The 18816-nt window shown below is 44.8% G+C and carries 11 protein-coding genes; 5 read left to right on the top strand and 6 right to left on the bottom strand.

What is annotated here, in order from left to right:
- Positions 1–37: 37 nt before the first annotated feature.
- From ACKXGA_RS03190 to ACKXGA_RS03165, 6 genes are all read right to left on the bottom strand, one after another.
- Complete coding sequence (locus ACKXGA_RS03190; RefSeq protein WP_117535264.1) at positions 38–1993, bottom strand: recombinase family protein; 1956 nt, start codon at positions 1991–1993, stop codon at positions 38–40.
- 21 nt (positions 1994–2014) lie between these two features.
- Positions 2015–3016 carry a virulence RhuM family protein gene (gene rhuM / locus ACKXGA_RS03185; RefSeq protein ID WP_117476090.1) on the bottom strand — a complete coding sequence of 334 codons (1002 nt, stop codon included), beginning with the start codon at positions 3014–3016 and terminating at the stop codon, positions 2015–2017.
- Between the two features lie 79 nt (positions 3017–3095).
- Positions 3096–3275 carry a hypothetical protein gene (locus ACKXGA_RS03180; protein ID WP_117535265.1) on the bottom strand — a complete coding sequence of 60 codons (180 nt, stop codon included), beginning with the start codon at positions 3273–3275 and terminating at the stop codon, positions 3096–3098.
- A 67-nt stretch (positions 3276–3342) separates the two neighbouring features.
- A complete protein-coding gene (locus tag ACKXGA_RS03175; RefSeq protein ID WP_117476092.1) occupies positions 3343–4179 on the bottom strand; it encodes an ATP-binding protein in 837 nt (278 codons plus the stop codon).
- Positions 4176–4898, bottom strand: coding sequence for a replication initiator protein A (locus tag ACKXGA_RS03170; protein ID WP_242990311.1), 723 nt, complete (start codon positions 4896–4898; stop codon positions 4176–4178). Before ACKXGA_RS03170 ends, ACKXGA_RS03175 begins: the two co-directional genes overlap by 4 nt.
- A gap of 788 nt (positions 4899–5686) precedes the next feature.
- Positions 5687–6757 carry a hypothetical protein gene (locus ACKXGA_RS03165; RefSeq protein WP_117476094.1) on the bottom strand — a complete coding sequence of 357 codons (1071 nt, stop codon included), beginning with the start codon at positions 6755–6757 and terminating at the stop codon, positions 5687–5689.
- Positions 6758–7641: 884 nt separating this feature from the next.
- On the opposite strand from ACKXGA_RS03165, the gene ACKXGA_RS03160 reads away from it, so the two are divergent.
- Genes ACKXGA_RS03160 through ACKXGA_RS03140 form a run of 5 tightly spaced genes read left to right on the top strand, consistent with a single transcriptional unit; the run spans position 7642 to position 18783 of the window.
- A complete protein-coding gene (locus ACKXGA_RS03160) occupies positions 7642–9198 on the top strand; it encodes a hypothetical protein (RefSeq protein WP_423730060.1) in 1557 nt (518 codons plus the stop codon).
- Between the two features lie 10 nt (positions 9199–9208).
- The gene (locus ACKXGA_RS03155; RefSeq protein ID WP_423730059.1) at positions 9209–11923 is read left to right on the top strand and encodes a hypothetical protein; all 2715 of its coding nucleotides are present in this window, start codon (positions 9209–9211) and stop codon (positions 11921–11923) included.
- Positions 11920–12924: a hypothetical protein gene (locus ACKXGA_RS03150; RefSeq protein WP_147322099.1), complete on the top strand. Its 1005-nt coding sequence runs from the start codon at positions 11920–11922 to the stop codon at positions 12922–12924. Before ACKXGA_RS03155 ends, ACKXGA_RS03150 begins: the two co-directional genes overlap by 4 nt.
- Before the next feature lie 4 nt (positions 12925–12928).
- Positions 12929–18175, top strand: coding sequence for a DEAD/DEAH box helicase (locus ACKXGA_RS03145; protein ID WP_117476099.1), 5247 nt, complete (start codon positions 12929–12931; stop codon positions 18173–18175).
- 50 nt (positions 18176–18225) lie between these two features.
- Positions 18226–18783, top strand: a complete 558-nt coding sequence (locus tag ACKXGA_RS03140) for a hypothetical protein (protein ID WP_117476100.1) — start codon at positions 18226–18228, stop codon at positions 18781–18783.
- Positions 18784–18816 lie beyond the last annotated feature (33 nt).

The raw sequence follows: 18816 nt of genomic DNA, 5'->3' as shown, positions 1-18816 counted from the left end.
AAATGCCCGCCTGAAAGTCAGACGGGCATACAGTAAATCAAATCATCTGAAAATGCTTCAATGCTTCCACGATTGCATCCTCTTTTTCCTTCGAACACTGAGGCTGCTTTGTATTTTCGGACTTCGCCTTGTGGTGATTCTCTCGTACCTCCAGACCACACTTTTGCTTGACCTGCGAGATATACAGGGAAGATACTTTCAGCCCAGTCTTTTCCAACACGTGGGCTTTGATTTCAGGATAGGTCGCACCCTTTTGCAATCCTGAAGTGTCCATGCCCTCCAAAGAGAACTCTACACGGACTTTTTTGGAGTCGATCTCACCCTTGGAAAGTGCAATGACACATTCGGTATGATTTTCATTGTCAAAACACAGATCAATATCGCTTTCAACGATGGGCAGTCGGAATTTGATGGATTTGAGCCACTGACCGTTGGGCTGACGCTTCGGGTAGATCTGAATTTCAGAAATCAGATGTTCCATCAGCTTTTTGCGTTCAAGGGGGTTCATCACATTGTAGAGCTTTTCAAAGCAGATGAGAACTTTGTAAATGTTATCGCCCGTGATTTTATCCGCTTCGATAGCCTGCTTCTTTGCCCGGGCATCCATCAGGTTATTTTCTGCTTCTTCGATTTTATCGTACATCCTGTAAAGCCGCTCGTCAAGGTCGGATTTGCGGATGATATAGTGGCGCTCATCCGGGTCGAGCGTGTCGATCTCCTCCATAATTTTGGACTTGATGGAATAATACTGCTGCAACTGCTTTTCAGCGGCAGCAATTTCCTGTTCAATGGCAGTGGTGTCTACTTTGCTGTTGATCTTCTCCTGCATCATGGCGGCAAACTTTGGATTGCTGACCAATTTGATGATAACCTCCACCACGGCGTTGTCCAGAACTTCTTCCTGAATTTGCTTGTTGAAATCGCATTTTTGCCCACGCTGCATCTTGCGATGCTTGCAACTGTAATAAGAGAAAGATTTATAGGGTGTGCCATCTTTCTTTCGTTTGGTGCATTTGTTGCTGTACATTCCAGCACCGCAAATGGGGCACTTGACAAGGGCGGATAATAAATGCGCCTGTTCCGTCTTGCTGCGGTTGACTGGTTCGTATCGTTTAGACTGCGCCAACAGCTTGACCTGTGCGGCGTTCCACAATTCTTCTGATACGATGCCCTTGTGCAGGCCGTCCACCAGCAAATAATTCTCCTGTGGAACCTGATGATATTCGTTCCGGGGGCCGTGGATCTTTTCGAGTTTGCGGCGACCAAAGGCAATCTTTCCGCAGTAGACGGGGTTCTTCAGGATGGCACGAATCAATGTTGCGCTGAAAAGGGGAGAGGTGCCGTTCTGCCGTGCAAGTTTCTGAAAGCCGTGGGTCTCCAGATATTTGGAAAGCCCATTTGCGCCGGTATCGGTATTAACGTACTGCTCGAAAATCGTTCGGATGGCAGGGGCTTCCTCTTCGTTGATTTGCAGCTCACCATCGAGCAGACGATAACCATAGGGAGCAAAACCGCCGTTCCAGCGTCCTTCCCGCGCTTTCTGGATGCGGCCCTCCATGGTTTGGACACGGATATTTTCGCGCTCGATTTCGGCCACAGCCGACAGAACCGAAATCATCAGCTTACCTGCATCCTTGGAGGAATCAATACCATCTTCCACACAAATCAGGTTCACGCCAAAGTCCTGCATGACCTGCAAGGTAGACAACACATCCGCAGCATTGCGGCCAAACCGGGACAGCTTGAACACCAGAACGTAGGAAACGCCATCTTTTCCCGATTTGATGTCTTCCATCATCCGGCAAAAAGATGCACGACCCTCGATGGATTTGCCCGATTTACCGGCATCCTCATACTCGCCAACGATCTGGTAATCGTTGAAGTCGGCGTATGCCTTCATCCGGGCTTTCTGTGCATCCAGCGAATAGCCGTCGATTTGCATCGTGGTAGACACACGGGTGTAAATGTAAACTTTTGTCTTTTCCTGTGACATAAGAAATCCTCGCAGGTACCGTTATTTCTTGTCGACTTTCTGCTCTAAGAGCTGGATGGAATCCAGATAATCCTGCTCCACATCGCTGAGCGTTCTTGCCTTATACTTCCGATATTCGGTGGTGGCTTTGTCCACGGCCTGCTGGTGTGTCACAGTGCCATTTCCGACAAGCAGTTGTTCACCGCTCATTGTCAGAATGCGGTCAAGATGATTTGCCCAGTCCTGCATCGTCATGGGCTGTTCACGTTCTGCCTGACGTTCCGCAAAGTCCAGATAGCCGGAAACAAGCTGCCCCATGGCGCGAAGCTCTTTCTCGTTCAGATAATTTTTGGCGATTTTGGCTTCCTGTAAAGTAGGTTGATTCCCGGCAAAGGTGGTCAGCCCCATGAACTCCTTTTCCGCATCGGCACGGTTGTAGATGACTTCTGCAGCAGTCTGTCCGTGGATGGCATAATGAATTTTGTTCTGTACTTTTTTGAAGAACTGAACCGAAATTTCTGCCTTAGGGTCATAGTCAATGCTGGTGGCGTAGATCTCCAGAACCTGACGGTAAAACACCTTTTCGGAAGAGCGGATGTCCCGGATGCGCTCCAACAGTTCCTTGAAATATCCGCCGCCGCCCAGATTTTTCAGCCGCTCATCGTCCAGAGCAAAGCCTTTGCGCATATATTCCTTCAGGATGCCGGTCGCCCAGATGCGAAATTGTGTGCCGCGCTTGGATTTGACCCGGTAGCCGACAGAGATAATCACATCAAGGTTGTAATAGTCCACATCGTAGACTTTTCCATCTGCGGCAGTGTAGGCAAATTTTGCCCACACTGATTCTTTCTGAAGTTCACCCTCCTTGAAGATGTTCCGGACGTGTTTTCCGATGACACTCCGATCACGCTGGAACAGCTCGGCCATCTGGTCGATGGACAACCAGACGGTATCGCCATCAAACGTGGCATCAATTTTGGTCAGGCCATCTTCAGTGGTATAAATGATGATGGAATTTTTGGGGCTTTCATCAGGGCGATTCATTTTCGTACCTCGTTCAAAATATGGAACATGGTAAGAGAATCTCACCATGTGTTTGGACAGCAATTACAAGAACATTATATCATGCCGCAAGGAGTTCATCAACGGCAATTTGCCCGGTTTCGATTTCTGGGATTAAAATTTCTGCATATTTTTCGATCATATCGGCCAGAAAACCCGCCAAGGCACTCCATTCATCAAAGTTGGACGTGCAGGCGGAAACGGGAAAGATATCTTTTTCGCTAGCAGGATATTTTTTCAATAGGCAGCTCCATTTCCTTGTAGCTGGACAGTGTGTGCCAGCGATTTTATCAAACTTCCTTTCGGACTTATCCAATCAACACTTTTAGCCGTTCCAGCTTCTCCTGCGCTGTTTCCTTGCGAAAGCTGATCCGGATGCAGGAGATGGGAACACACATTTCCAACAGGCGGTCGTAGATGCGGGCGTGGGCGGTATCCTGCGGATGCCGAATCTCGTCCAACGTCAGATTGGTGGTGACGATGAGTGGCTTCCGACTGCGATAGCGGCTGTCCACGATGTTATAGATCTGTTCTAACGCATACTCCGTGCCACGCTCCATCCCGAAGTCGTCAATGATAAGCAAAGGATAGCGGCACAGCCTTTCCACCACCTCATTCCGCCCGGAAAAGCTGTTATTCAGCTCGTTCAGGATGTGTGCGAAGTTCGTCATGCACACAGGTACTTCCTGAGCCATTAGAGCGTTCGCAATACACCCGGCAAGGAAACTCTTGCCTGTGCCGACACCGCCCCAGAACAGAAGCCCAATGTTCTCTGAGCGCATGGTCTGCCACTGCTCTACATAGCGGTGTGCATGGTGCATCTGTGGGCTGCGTCCGTTGTCGTTTGCAAATGTCCAGTCCAGCAGAGCGGAATCAGAAAAGCCGTCTGCTTTCAGCCGCCGCACAAGGTCGAGGTGTTTCTGCGCCTTAATAGCTGCTTCCTGCTGCTCCCGTTCGGCTTTATGGCAGGCACATTCTACCGGATGAATGTTCTTTCCCATCAAGACAAGACCATTGGCAAAGAAGGTTTCTTTTGGAGTGCGGCACTTGCCGCAGTAGAGCAGGCCATCTGCATCATAATAATCGGTGGCATTTTGGGGAATGCTGGAAACAGACTGTTCTAAAATCTTCTCAAGCGTCTTTATAGGCTTTCTCCTTCCGCAAAGGTGTAGTCCGGGATACCCGGTGCTGTCTTTTTCTCCGCATTCTGCCGCTTCGCCCAGATACGCAGCGTTGCGGCATGGTCGGCATACTTCTTTCCAGTAGATTGGATATAAGCGGATAACTGCTCGATCAGGCCATCCAACCCTGCAAAGTCAGCCTTGAGCCGTTTGTACTCCTTTTCCGTCAGAAAAACATTCTGGTATTCTCCCAATGAAAGACGAGAGCTGTTTGTTCTTATCAGGTGGTTATCATTCAGGTTGTTCTTATTACGTTGGTTAGATGTGCATTTTTGCATGATCATGCTGGTCATTTCTGCACAGTCGGACTGCGCACTGGTGCATACTGTGACTGCGCAATTCTGCGCAGTATGGGGAATCCTGAGCAGAATGTGGCTGGGCTTGGAAAAGCCACTGCGTACTCGCTCGGCAAGTTCCGCTTTTTCCAGTTCAGCAAAAGAGCGTGTCACACTGGAGATGCAGCAGTCTAAATCTTTCGCCAGATGGGAAAGCGGATAGATCACATAAATGCGTCCATGCTCGTCCACCCAGTTGTTTTTCTGCGAGAGAGTGGCACGGTCGAGCAGGAGCGTGTAGAGCAATTTTGCAGTGTTGCTTAAATCGGTATTCAGAAGGAACCGGGCGTAGGGCAGATACTGCGGCAATGGCATATTGGGTTTCAAATAGTCTGAAATAATCTTCACCTCCAATTTTTACGTCCTATCATGGTGCTTTAGGGGTTCGAGAATTACAAGCGCAAGATTCGCCCGTGTCGCCTCAAAACTCACTTTCGTGATTTTGGCCGACGGCGACCTTGCTGGAGATTTCGCTCCCCAGTCCCTCGATGAAATCTGAAAATCTGCAATTTTCAGATTTGGCTCCCCATAAAAATGGTGAGCAGCCGAGATGCAGGGCATCATCGGGAATGTGTGGGACTGCATCCCACACCCTGCACCGAACAACCATTCAACAGAGATTGGCGAATCTCTGCTGTTTGCTTGTCCGGCTTTTTGCTGTCGGTCTCTCCGCAAGCTGTTCCTGCCCGATTCAATCCGGCGTTCTGGCTTTCCTTGGTGCGCTCCTGCCATGGCGGCACTTCCCCGGAAAGTCATAGTGGCTTGCAGCTGACTATTCGGTTGTCAAGGAACACGGGTTTTCAATCATAGAATTGGAGAAAGCCCGTTTCGCAAGGTACTTTCAAAATTTTTACAGATTTTTTGCTTTCTCACAAATAGGAATCCGCAAGGGCGGTTTCATATACAATTTTTTGAAATTTTCAAAAATTCACATAGACCCACGAGGCAGAGCATCGTGGCTGGGAGATGAATTTCATCGAGCCAATCAGCAGAAACAGACGGTTCTGCATGAGGGTATGGGGAGCAGAATCCCCATCAAGATGCCCGGCACGAAAAGCCCAAATGGAATTTCGAGTTACTCCGGGCGAATCTTGTCCTGATAAATGTGCAGGCAGTGATCTTCGGAGAATCCAGCGTTAGCATTGAGATTGCTGGTTTCCACCGCTGTTCAAGCGGTCTTTTACGTTCTGAAGATACCGGCTGGCACGGTCAATGAAAATCCGCAGCTTCTCATTGTTCTTCGGTTCGGTAAGAATATCCGGGTATTCACGAAAGCACATTTCCCACCGCCGGACAAAATCCTCCTGCGCTCCCTGAATCTCGCACATCATGGCTTCGCCATCTGCCAAGCGGCGAGGTGAATAGATGCTCTTGACGGCATCCTTGAGATTCTGCTTTTCTTCCTTGTTGAGTCCTTTCTTATGCCCCTGAATGTCTTGCTTGAAGGTCGTTATAAACTCATTGCCCTTTGAAGGCGAAGAATACGAATCCGTGATACTGGAATCCCGTTTGGCTTTAGGCTTACGAAGCTCTGCCACAACTTCGGGACGCTTTTCCTTTGGAACCTTTGCAATCGAGGAAATTTCACGGTCGGTTGCCCGGATCTTTCCGCTCAGGATTTCTTCCTGCGCTCCGGGTACTGCTTCCACACCTCTTGCAAATTGCTCTGCACGGTAAACATAACTTTCGGATGTTCCATGTTCCGCAGCGACCTTCGATCGTGAACCGTGCTTTGTGCGGTCTGGTTCATTTTGAACCAGACCACTTTCAGATGCCAAAGTATACTGATTGCCATGAAACGATTTGATTTGCTTTTCCGCTTCTGCCTGCTTTCCGATCAGGAACTTTTTCTGTTCTGGGGTCAGGTTTCGCCGTCCCAGTTGATTTTTGCAAATCCATGCGAGTGCTTCATAGCGGCTGGAAAATTCTTTTTCGATGACTTCAAACGGAATGAACGGATATTTCCGAAGAATTTGATAGCGTGTATGTCCATCCACAATATAGCCGTTCCACGTGATGATCGGATTCAGCACACGCTCTTCCTTGAGGATGTTCATTTCCAGTTGGTGGGTTTCCTCAAACGACGGAGGGTTGATTTGATTCTGGAACTCCGGGTCAATTTTAAGTTGGCTTAGTTTTGTCATAGGCAAACCATCCTTTCTGAAATGAAATAGAATATCATTGTTCTTACGCCGTTCTCCCTGCATGGCTTTCCTGCCCCCTTCCGGCGGCGTTTTCCGGCTCGCTCTTGCGAGGTCATCGCCGAGTATCTCATGCAGACGGTCATGCGGTTTTCAAGGTTCAATTGGTGTCTTACTGGTAGCTTATCACACTTTCAAAAGAATTTTTAGGACCTGACAGGTCCGGTTTGGCGTGGATTTTATCCTGAATTCGCTTGAAAATCGGACATCGCTCTCGGTGCGTAAGATAAGTATACCGTATCCTTTTGCTGCTGAACAGGAACTATTAGTTCCGGTTTTGAGGTCTTTTTTTGGCTTTTAGGGGCAAAAACCGGAAGCATTCGTTCCGGTTTTTCGTAGGAACGTTTTTATCATAGCAGAAATTCCATTGAAATTTTAGGAGGTCGTACTTCCGGTTTTGGTGTCAAAAAGCGGAAGCATGACCTCCGCTTTTGCATACAACTTGCTTTAGCTGCGTGCATTTCGTCTTGCACAAAAATAACCGCCAGCTTCAAAGTTTTCTTTGAAACTGACGGCTTGATAATGAAAGCTCTTTTGATTTTTACTTGGCGTGAACGAAGTTCGCTCAACAAAATTTTTCTATGACTGAAGGCTATCATAGAGTACGCAAGCAGGGCAGATGTATATACAACGTCTGCATCTGCAAGCAATGTGTCTGTCTATACAAACACCATTTGCATTGCAAAACGCTTGTTGGGAACACCCAAACCCGTGAACTGCATCCGCTGGATGCAGGCTGAAGTACCGAAAAACTGTCAAAACAGACAAATTTCAACCGAATGATTTGGATAAAATGCGGCTGTTTGGAATTTCTATTTCATTGTTGGACTATTAGTGGTAATATTAATCTATTATAATTGGGTTCGATAAAGTGTATGAGGAGAACTATTATGGCATCACTAACACATGTATGTGTGTGGTCTTCTAAGGGCTGGACTCATATCACACCTGAAGAAGTTGCCCGTAGCCATCCGGGAGGATCGGTATCTGCACGCAGTGGCCTTTTTATGTGTGAATTGTGCGGACAATATGTACGATTTGTTGATGGTGATATCCAGACACCGCATTTTCGTCATAGTGCATATGAAGAAAGCAAAAATTGTCCGGAGCGTACATTTGGTCCGGGAGGAAACTATACCTATGTGGCTGGTGAACATGAACTTCCTATCCGAATTGTCAATATTACAAGCACGGGCTTTTCATTTGAGTTGGGACTGGTTGCGGTTCCAAGAGAACTTTTGAAAAAGCAGATGCGCAAGGAGCTTACAATTGTTCCATCTAACAAATTGATGACCCCATTTGTATATTCGTATGAACGCTCAAATAGGGACGTTCTTACATATGTTCCAATTGGAGATTGTCCCAGTGAAAAGTACACTGTCATATCATCTGATGAAATTGAAAGAACATATTGGCCACACGTCACAAATGGTGTACGAGAGAGTGGTGCGATTTTTGATGCGGAAAGTGGAAAGCTGCTTCTTGATGACGCTGATGTTATAGTAGGAAAAGAGTATTATTTGCTTTCAAGAGTCCGACCGTACAATATTTATAACGGCGTTTCAATTAGACAACTTTTGAAAAGAAATATCTCTTGGTCAACATGGTACTTATCGCAAGTTACTGCAACGGACCTTACGGAATCTGCAGCTAAATTCTTTTTGACCTATCATTGCCGTCTTACAAGTCAGCCGATTTCGATTCAACCAATTTGGCCGGTATATGTGCAATCACCGTATGTCATTCAAAACTCTGGGGAAACAACATGGCTTCTCATTCAAGGACAAGGTGAAACGACGACAAAGACTTATCCGGCAGCAACAATGCTATACTATCCGTCTGACGGAGGTAAAGTTTGCTCGATTGAAGGTAATGAGCGACAGCAGTTGATTTCTACGGGCAGAGCAAAGGTACTGGAGTACACATATCTTTGGAAGAAGCCACTGAATGAACGGGCAGAACAGCCACGGGTGACGATTTCTGATGTCAATGGAAATCCTGTACCAAGTGGATTGCAAAATATTATTCCGCAAAATCATATTATACGAGTGATCGCTCCATTTGATGGAACAATCCGACTTGAAAAGAATGGATTTGTAATCGAACAAATTTCATTGAAAGCGGAAATTTCCATCGAACTTGATGCAATTCAATATGGCGTCCGTGTTCTGATTTTACAGGGATTGGACATTGTTTGGAGTGCAGAGTATAAGAAAGAAAATTCCGAAGTCCTGAGTTCGGACGATACAGTGAACTTTCAGAATCTAGTTCATGCGCATGGGAGAAAGATACCAGTTTCGCATACGCTAGGGGCAACGATCATTTTGCTAAAGAATTATCCTAAAACCCGAAAATGGATTTCTGAAAAAATACGAAGCGGATATATGGAAGAAGATGCCCTCGCATATTATAAAAATTTTATTGTGATGTTAAAGAGCAAGCGGTGAGGAGAATAATATGGATTATCTCAATAGATTATCGAAAACTGATGTTGAATCAATTTGTAAATTGATTGGTTCGAGAGACTTGAAACAAAATTTTCGGACGAATTCAAATGGCTTTAGCATCATTAAACCGGGATTTCGCCCCAATACGATTTCAGATGAGGAAGCAGTTACTCTTACGGTACAAAATGTATCCATGAGATTTATTTCAAAGTTTTTGAATGAAAAAATACAGTCCTTGATGGATAAAATTATTGGCGAGCAGGCAAATTTGATAGCGAAAGGAATACCGTCTGATGACGCACGTGTGTTTGCGCTTGCAAACAGCCCGTTTTTTGATAATTTGGATTTATATTTTCGCTTAGAACAACCTGTCCGTTCTTCAGAGGAAATTGGCGCATTAAAAATCGCAATACGTATTGCAAAGAGAGCCTACAAACCCGATTCAGTAGAGGACACTCCAACGGACCAGACAACAAAACTGTTAAAGGAAGAACTTGAAGCGCAAAAGGAGTATGCGCGGAACAAGATTCAACAGGTTCAAGACTTACTGAAGGAAACTCAAGCAAGTTTGCAAGCAATGGCAGAAGATGCTACTCAGTTACGCAATGAAAAGGACGAGCTGAAAAACAAGTTGGATTTGGAGGAGAAAGAACTTACTAGATATCGTGCATTGGAGAAATACTCAATTAGTCACAGAACAGATACAACGGATGCAAAATATCCGTTCAAGTCAATTTGTAAGGTTTTCTGGGCAGACGGCTATGTGCGTCTAAAGAGACTGTCGGATATCCAGCATGATGAAATCACAGGAGATTATCTGGAAGAATTTCCGACGCAAAGAGACTTGTTCAGCGATCAGAGGTCAGGAGCTTTTCCGGAAGGATATGTTGGTGTTTGGGATTGGCATGTGATTCCCAATAAAAAAGATCCGAGCCGGGATTTTATTGAGACCAGCTATAGTTCGTCTCAGCCAACGCAAATTATAATTTTTAAGGAATGCGATTCCGTTGAGAAAATTATAAAAAAGTTGACTGCGGGAGTGTCTGAAAAAATTTACTGCGAGAGTGTTCTCTTTGCTTATTGGAATGGTAAAAAGTATGAAGGCATCTATTGCCATCCCAAAGATCTTGATGTTAAAATGGATCGCATTTCATTAAAGCAGGATGTTTTCAGACTTCCTGTTTTTGAGGTGTTTGCTTCAATGCTGTATCAGGCTGGAGATTGCCAAGTTTGCACGGCTTTGAATTTTGGAATGCCGACGAAAGTAATAAATGTCAAGGATTCTATGGATGTTTTGAAGACATTGCTACGCAAACGGCTGACATGGGCAACATCCAAACAGCGGGGGATTACAAATGCAACGCATCAGCAAATCACAGCGTATTTGCAAGAGTTGCCGAACAAGGATTTCGTGCAGGAACTTGCGATGCAGTGCAATTGTACAGAGGATGAAGCGAATGAGCTGATTCAAAAGTTTGTACAGGATGCAAGCTCTTATCTTTCGGCTACGGATATTGAAGATGATATGTTGAGCCGCATTATTCAGCAGAATTCCGAATTAGAGAAACGGTGTAAAGAACTATTGACAACCGAATGGGAAAAAGAAAATTCTGAGAAAATTCAAAAAGTAGAAAATGAATTGATGCAACGGAAAAATGCGGCAAAGGACGAAAGAATACGGTTGGAACAGCTGACAGAAAAATATGAAGCAGTTGAGCAAAAGCTGAAAGAATCAAATGAAAAGCTGGAAGAACGTGAGCAGCTGGCTGCCGAAGTAGAACGAAAAGTAGCAGAAAAAATTGCAAAGGCGCAAAAAGATGCAGCTGATTTTATTGCGGCACAAGCATTTCTGCCGCAGATCAATCGCGTAGGCGAAAAACAGACGGTTTCAGTGACAGTACTTTCATCGTTTACTTCTGGTAAATCAATGGACGATAGAGTTGCTGTCCTAAAAAATTCAGACGATGTCATAGAGTATCTGGCAGATAATTTGAAGGAAGCAGGTGTTCAGGAAAGCTATACCAGAGGACTAGCAGCTTATCTCTATTCGGCATACAGATATCGAACGCCGGTGTTGCTTGCAGGTCCAAATGGTTTGGCGATTGCACAAGCTTTCTCGATGACGCTGTTTAGTAGAACTGTTGCAATATTATCGTGTGTGGGAGATTATACGGAAAAGGTTTGTAAGGAATGCAAGGAATCTGAGGATAATGTGGTCGCAATTATGAATCCATTCTGTGCTGGGTGGACACAACAACTTCCGACGGCTGTTTTTGATTCTGGTAAATTCTTCTTTTTGCTGTCACCGTATGCAGAAGATTTGCAGGTGGAGCCGATGGGAATATCGAATTATGTGTTGCCGCTGATGACGGAGTTCTTGGTAGATAAAAAACCATCGTCGGTATTTGTTGGTAGCGAGCTCAGTCCGGATTTTGATAGACTTCCTATGCCGAAAGTACGGCCAATTCACAAGAATTTCTTAACAAGTCTCGGATATAGTACTTTGGCAAAGAAAAATCTTTGGAGCATTTTTGCAAATATGGAATCTATGTTGAAAGGTGAAACATCTGACACGGTTGGATACAGATATTTGTTTGGACTTTTACCTTTTGCAATTATTGCGGGAAAAGCAACCCTTTTGATTGAACAGCTTGAGAAAGATGAAAGTAGGGCTTCAAAGAATATTTGTACGATAATGCATGAATATCTCGGTGGCGAGGAATGACACTGCAAAACAATTTGATTCCGATTATTGCAAGAGCATATAGGATTGAACGTGGAACAACAGAACCTGTTGAGCAATGGCGAATGCGTGTGATTTATAGTATGCTTGGGCAGATGGCATACGCATCTCTGTGGGATGTAGAAGAAAATGAACAGCCTGTTTCAGTTGTCCATTTTAAATCCCGAATGAAAAAACTCATTGAAAGCTATTGTGACATATTCAATGACCTCCATAAATCTTTTGGGTATAATTACGAAAATCTGCTGGAGGAAATTTATACGATTCAGCTCAATGGTGGGACGCTCTATCATACGTCATACCGACTGGCTCCGACCCAATATTCTTGTGCGAGTGCAGAGCAAATTTTGTTTACAAGAGGAATGGCTCCCGGAGAAAAACGATTTGTTAGTGGGCAGGGAACATATCTGCTTTCACAGGAAAAGCAATCCATGAACTCTCCGCAAAGAATGTTTCAACTTCCAGAAAAAACATTGATTGAAACATGGGAACACTTGATGAGAACTGCAAAGTGGAACTTGTTTCATCAAAATGAATCTGTTGAATTTTTGCGGTTGGAACCGCCATTCAAATATGGATACTGGCAACGACAAAAGGAAAAATGTCACGAAGTATCTCTCATCCGTATGGGCATAAATGAAAATCGATTTTACTATCTCTATAAAGAAAAAGAAGGAGAATCTTTTGTTAGCCAACTTCCGACGTGGATGACGAATGGACATCACTACCGTAGGGTGTCGAATGCTCTTTTGGCGGCAAAAGATTCCTTGCCGGTAGCAATTTATCATGAAGATGGTCCTATTGTTACACTTGCACTTCGATATCTGATGCCCGCAGAAGAATTGAATTTTATAAAGTTATACAGTTGGCCGACCTCCTGCATTGAATTGCCGCACGATTTTAATCGGATTTTTGCGAAAGATGTGTTCTACGCAGTAAAGACAGCGTTAGAACCGATTGGATACCAATTTGTAAAGGAATGATAAAATGTCAAACGGAGCAAATTCGATTCATCAGAAGCTTCGCCATGATCTCGAAGACTATATCAAGGCACAGTATTTTGGAAAGTCACCACTTCTGCTATCAGCTGTGGAACAGCATTTGGATGACGAGGGACTTCTGTATCAAAAACCTTTTATTGAGTCATCACCGGCTTATAAAAGTGTAAAAAATGGTATTGCAAATGCACAAATCCCGGATTGGATGAAATCTTACTTTTCAAAACTCTCAGATGCGGGAATTGGTGTATATCCGAATCCTTTTGTTCATCAAATTCAAGCACTTGAAGGAGCTGTGCAAGGGCAGGATTTGTTCGTTTCCACGGGTACCGGCTCTGGTAAGACAGAATGTTTTATGTGGCCGCTAATGGCAAAATTGGCAGCAGAAGCAAAAAATAGCCCGGATACATGGTCAATGCGAGGAGTTCGTGCGGTTGTTATGTACCCTATGAATGCACTCGTTTCAGATCAGGTGAGTAGGCTGCGGCGGCTGATTGGCGATCCGGACAGAAAATTTATAAGTGTTTTTCGTTCCGTTTGCGGGGAAAGTACGCGCCGCCCTCAATTTGGAATGTATACGGGGCGCACTCCTTATCCGGGCAATGATCCAGTGACCAGTGAAGACAGAAAGCTTGAAAAGACATTGGCTCGAATGTCGTTCCCTCAAAAAGAATCGGAAAAAGCCTTCTTTGAAGCATTACAGCATGAAGGAAAAATCCCAGCAAAAGCAAATATGCGCACTTTTTTGGAGGGATTACATAATGGACGACATATCCCAGATCCGGAAGATGCAGAGTTGATCACTCGATTTGAAATGCAGCAGTTTTGCCCGGATATTCTTATTACAAACTATTCCATGCTGGAGTATATGCTTCTTCGTCCAAGAGAGGCTGGAATTTGGCAGAAAACAAAAGAATGGCTTGACGCAGATAAGAATAACAAATTACTCTTCGTGATTGATGAAGCTCATATGTACCGTGGCTCGTCAGGCGGAGAAGTTGCGCTTTTGATTCGGCGGTTGTTCCACAAACTTGGAATTACGAGAGAGCGAGTTCAATTCATCTTAACGACTGCCAGTATGCCAGATCGAGATCAAGCAGATAAGGATTCTGTATATGAGTTTGCACATGAATTGACGGCAGCAGATGATTCGATTCCGTTTTGTTATCTGACAGGCGAAAGAGAGCAGATTGATACAACAATCGCCAGAACGATTCCACTGGATAAATTTCAGTGTGCAAATACGTCTGCATTTGAAGAAAATGAGGAAGCCTGTCTTAGGGAATTGAACCGTTTTTGGAACGGAGTCGAGGGTGCGAGTGAGCCATTTCAAAATCTGGCGGTAGCATGCCAGTGGATGTACGATAATTTGATTTTTTATAAGCCATTTCATGTGCTTATCTCAAAGTGCCGCGGAAATGCTGTATCGCTTGCAGAACTTGCTGAGGAAGCATTTCCAGATATTGAAGACGAACAAGCTCTGAATTACGTCAGTATTCTTCTGGCAATTGCTCCACTTGCGAAAAATCAGAAAGGTGCAATTTTGTTCCCGGCACGGATGCATATGCTGTTTAAGGGAATGAAAGGCGTTTACGCTTGTGCAAATGAAGGCTGCCCGCATTCTCATACGGATGGAACACTTACGTTAGGAGAGATATTTTGGGCAGATGGACATTTAACGTGCCCACATTGCCACAGTGTTGTATATGAACTATATAATGACCGGCGTTGCGGAGCATTGTTCTATAAAGGCTATGTTCTGGATGATGCAATCGGAACGCACCAGAGAACATATTTGTGGCATTATCCCGGTCAGGTGTTGGATTCGCAGATGAAGGAAGTTCATCTTTATTTGCCGCCTGAGGATTATGAACTTCCTGAAAAGCAGGGAAAGAACGCGATCCGGCCCTGTTATCTGGATATCAAGAATGGATTTATCAATTTCCGTGACGATTCAGATGCAGGAAGGACAGGATTTCGGAAACTGTATTACTGCAACTTTGAACAGAAAAACCGCCCACGGATTTTGACATTTCCAACGTGTCCGCATTGCAGACACTTGCTGTCGTCTTCGCAGCTTACGTCTTTTAGTACACGGGGCAATCAGTCTTTTTACAACTTGATAAAAACACAATTTGAGCAGCAACCTGCCGTATGTGGAAAAGATAATGATCCGGAACGTCTGCCAAATGAAGGACGAAAGGTTCTCTTGTTCTCGGATAGTCGGCAGCGTGCGGCAAAGCTGGCGCGTGATATGTCGGATTCCTCGGACATCATGGCGGCACGACAGCTTTTTGCATTGGCAATTTACAATATGGAACAATCCATAACAGAGCGTTCCATGAACGATCTTTATGATTATTTTTGCCTTGCAGCAGGACAACATCATGTACAGATTTTTCATGAACCGGAACGTGAAAAATTTGGCGCAGACTGCAACATTGCATTGAGCAATTATGAGCGCAGCACTCGCCGAAATCGTGAGTATACACCTCGGTTTTCTATTGCAAATGCGCCGACACAGATGCAAAAAGATTTGCTTCGGCTGTTTTCTGGCGGTTATAATACGCTCTACGATTCTGCCACGAGCTGGATTGAGCCAACAGAGCAGGCACTATTTGATAGCATTGATGAACTTGAAGAAAATGGCATCTCCGTAGAAGATGAGGAGTTTCTTGAACTCTTTAATGCGTGGATGATTTCAGTGTGTGACGATGCGACTGCATTGGGACATACGATCCCGGATGAGGTGCGTTTGGAAGTACGTCGCAGTTATGATTTCTACGGATTGGCAAAGGAGTGGAATTTCACAAAGACTGTTCAGGGAATCATGGGGTGGACGGATGATTCCAATGACTTGAATGTCTGGCGGAGAGTTTTGAAGAATAACTTCCTGGATTCGGCACAACCGGATAACGGAAGGCTGTATGTTGATCTTCAACGGGTGAAGCCCCGATTTGATGCAAAACATAAATGGTATCGGTGTGAACAATGCTCTGAAATTACACCGTATCTCCTGCGAGGAAAGTGTCCGAGTTGTGGTTTTACAGGAACTCATGCATTGAACGAGAAAGAATATCAATCACTGGATTTTTGGAGAAAACCTGTTGTAGATGCGTTGAAAGGCAATAAAATCCATGCGATTGATACGGAGGAGCATACTGCGCAGCTTTCCCATAAGGACCAAAGGATGGATTTATGGAGCCAAACAGAACACTATGAATTGAGATTTCAGGATTTGATTCAGGAAGGGGAAACACCGATTGACATTCTTAGCAGTACAACCACGATGGAGGTCGGTATTGATATCGGCTCTCTGGTAGCAGTTGGACTGAGAAATGTTCCACCTATGCGAGAAAATTATCAGCAGCGCGCAGGCCGTGCAGGTCGGCGAGGCGCAAGTCTTTCTACTATTGTAACCTTCTGTGAAGATGGACCGCACGATACGCTATATTTCAATAATCCGGTTCCGATGTTTCGTGGCGATCCAAGACAACCATGGATTGACATTCGGAGCAAAAAGTTATTGCAACGGCATTTGAATATGATTGCATTACAGGAGTTCCTTGCCTCAAAGCACTCAAGCTTGGACGAACTGCCTGCGGTGCTGTTTCTGGATGAAGTGCTGGATGAGTTTATGGATTTTTTACAGGACTTTAAGATACCACGAAAATCTGAACTCGTGCCAGCAAACGCTGTACTGGATATGGACGCTTTCAGAAATGAATTTGCTGAAAGCCTAAAGAACCTGAAAGAAAAGCGAAACACGCATCCGGAGCAGTTTGAAGCAATACCGAATACTTCGGTGAACAAACAGAAAATGTTACTGGATGCACTTTATGAAGAAGGAATTATACCAACCTACTCTTTTCCAAAAAATGTGGTCAGTACCTATATTTCCGATATGAATGGAATCCTTCGTTATGAGGTGGATCGTGGATTAGATGTTGCAATCAGTGAATATGCGCCGGGACGCTCAATCGTTGTGGATAAACAAACCTATCAGATAGGAGGACTGTATAGTCCCGGAAGTGATCGGGTATATGGTCAAGCAGCGACACCCGCAAGGGCTTATATGGATGATGCGAATTATTTGAAGAATATTCTGACTTGCCCGGATTGTGGCTGGTTTGGTCTTGCAGATGAGCGGCCGGATGTCTGTCCGTTCTGCGGAAATCGTGCATTGGAGGAAGGAAGACAAATGCTCCGGCCGTGGGGATTTGCACCTAAAAATGCAGAGGCGGTACCAGATGCACAACTGGAAGAGGAATATTCATCGGTTCAACCGCCGCTATATTCGACACTTCCGGATGCGGAGGATATCCAACCGATTTCCGGCTGCAAGAATATCCGGATGGCTTCTCGCACAAACCAGCGAATTATTATGGTGAATCAGGGACTTGGAAACAAGGGATTTATGGTATGCCCGGATTGTGGTGCAGCAATGCCGGGTGACAATGAAAAGACATTGGATGGAGTTTTACGACCCTATAAATCGAAATATGCCCGGAAACCGTGCAACCATAGAAATGCAAGAAACGTCAATATTGGATATGATTTTATCACGGATATGCTGGTATTGGAAATTAAGCTGGATGAACAGAAGATGGATATTCATCGGACGGATAATCCTTGGCTGACGAGGGCGGCTCAATCGCTGGCAGAAGCATTTCGTTTGGCGGCGAGCAAAGAGTTGGACGTTGAGTTTACAGAGCTTGTTACAGGATATCGAATCCGAACCAATAATGCCGGGGCGTTTGCGGATGTTTATCTATACGACAGTTTATCCAGCGGTGCAGGATATGCAGTCAGCGTAGCAGACAACATTGAAATGTTATTGACTCAAATCCGTGAGCTTTTAGTTTCCTGCGATTGCGGCAATGCTTGTCACAAGTGCTTAAAGCATTATCGAAATCAGTATGTACATGGTCTGCTTGATCGTTTTGCGGCATTAGAACTCCTCGATTGGGGAGTAAATGGGAAGTTGGCCGATTCGTTGACGGTAGAGGAACAAAAAGCACTGCTGTTCCCACTGGAATCGATTTTGCGAGTATCAGGATGCACGCTCTCTGTTACGAATGATGAAATTGTAGCGAAGCACCGAGGACGAGAAGCAAAACTTGTTGTATATCCGGCTATGTGGAAAGAACCACGTGAAGATGGAACAATTTATGTGAGTGACGCTTACATAAAGTATGCAAAGCCGTATGCAGTTCAGAAGATTTTGATTGTCTGATAAGATAATAGAACCCTATATTATGTAAAGTGTGCAGGAGAGTGTGCTCGATGACTGAACAGGAAAAACTCCAACGCGCAAAAGACTGTATTGACAGCCTTGCCAATGGGTTGAATCCACTGGATGGAACACCGGTTCCAGAACAGGACATCGTGAATAACGTAAAGATTTCTCGATGCCTGTTTTTTGTATCCAATGTCCTGAGAAAACAGCTTGATGGTCATGAACCTAAAAAGGTGTCCGAGAGGGATAAGAAACCGTTTTACATTACGGAAGAAGAAAAGCTGCAATATGTACCGTCAAAAACACCGATACCTGCCAGTGGAATCAGCTATAAAGTAAATGAGATTTTGGGCGAAAAGAAAATGCGGAAGGTATCTTATCGAACCATCACCACGTGGCTGGTAAAAGTTGGACTTATGGAGGAGAAAGAAATTTCAGATGGGAAATGTCGCAAGGTTCCAACTGCCAGTGGCATTGCGATGGGAATCACTACTGAAATCCGTACAGGAGTACGTGGAGAATATCCGTGCGTTGTCTACGATGAAAATGCACAGGAATTCGTGATAGACAATCTGAATGCAATCATGAATCCAACGGATGATTGAAAAATCCCCAGTCTGCACCGATTCTGGTCGGTG

The sequence above is a fragment of the Faecalibacterium hominis (ex Afrizal et al. 2022) genome, from assembly GCF_049545105.1.
Lineage (GTDB): Bacteria > Bacillota > Clostridia > Oscillospirales > Ruminococcaceae > Faecalibacterium > Faecalibacterium duncaniae.
The sequence above is the reverse complement of the archived record's forward strand: the minus strand, read 5'-3'. Positions and strand labels throughout refer to the sequence as shown.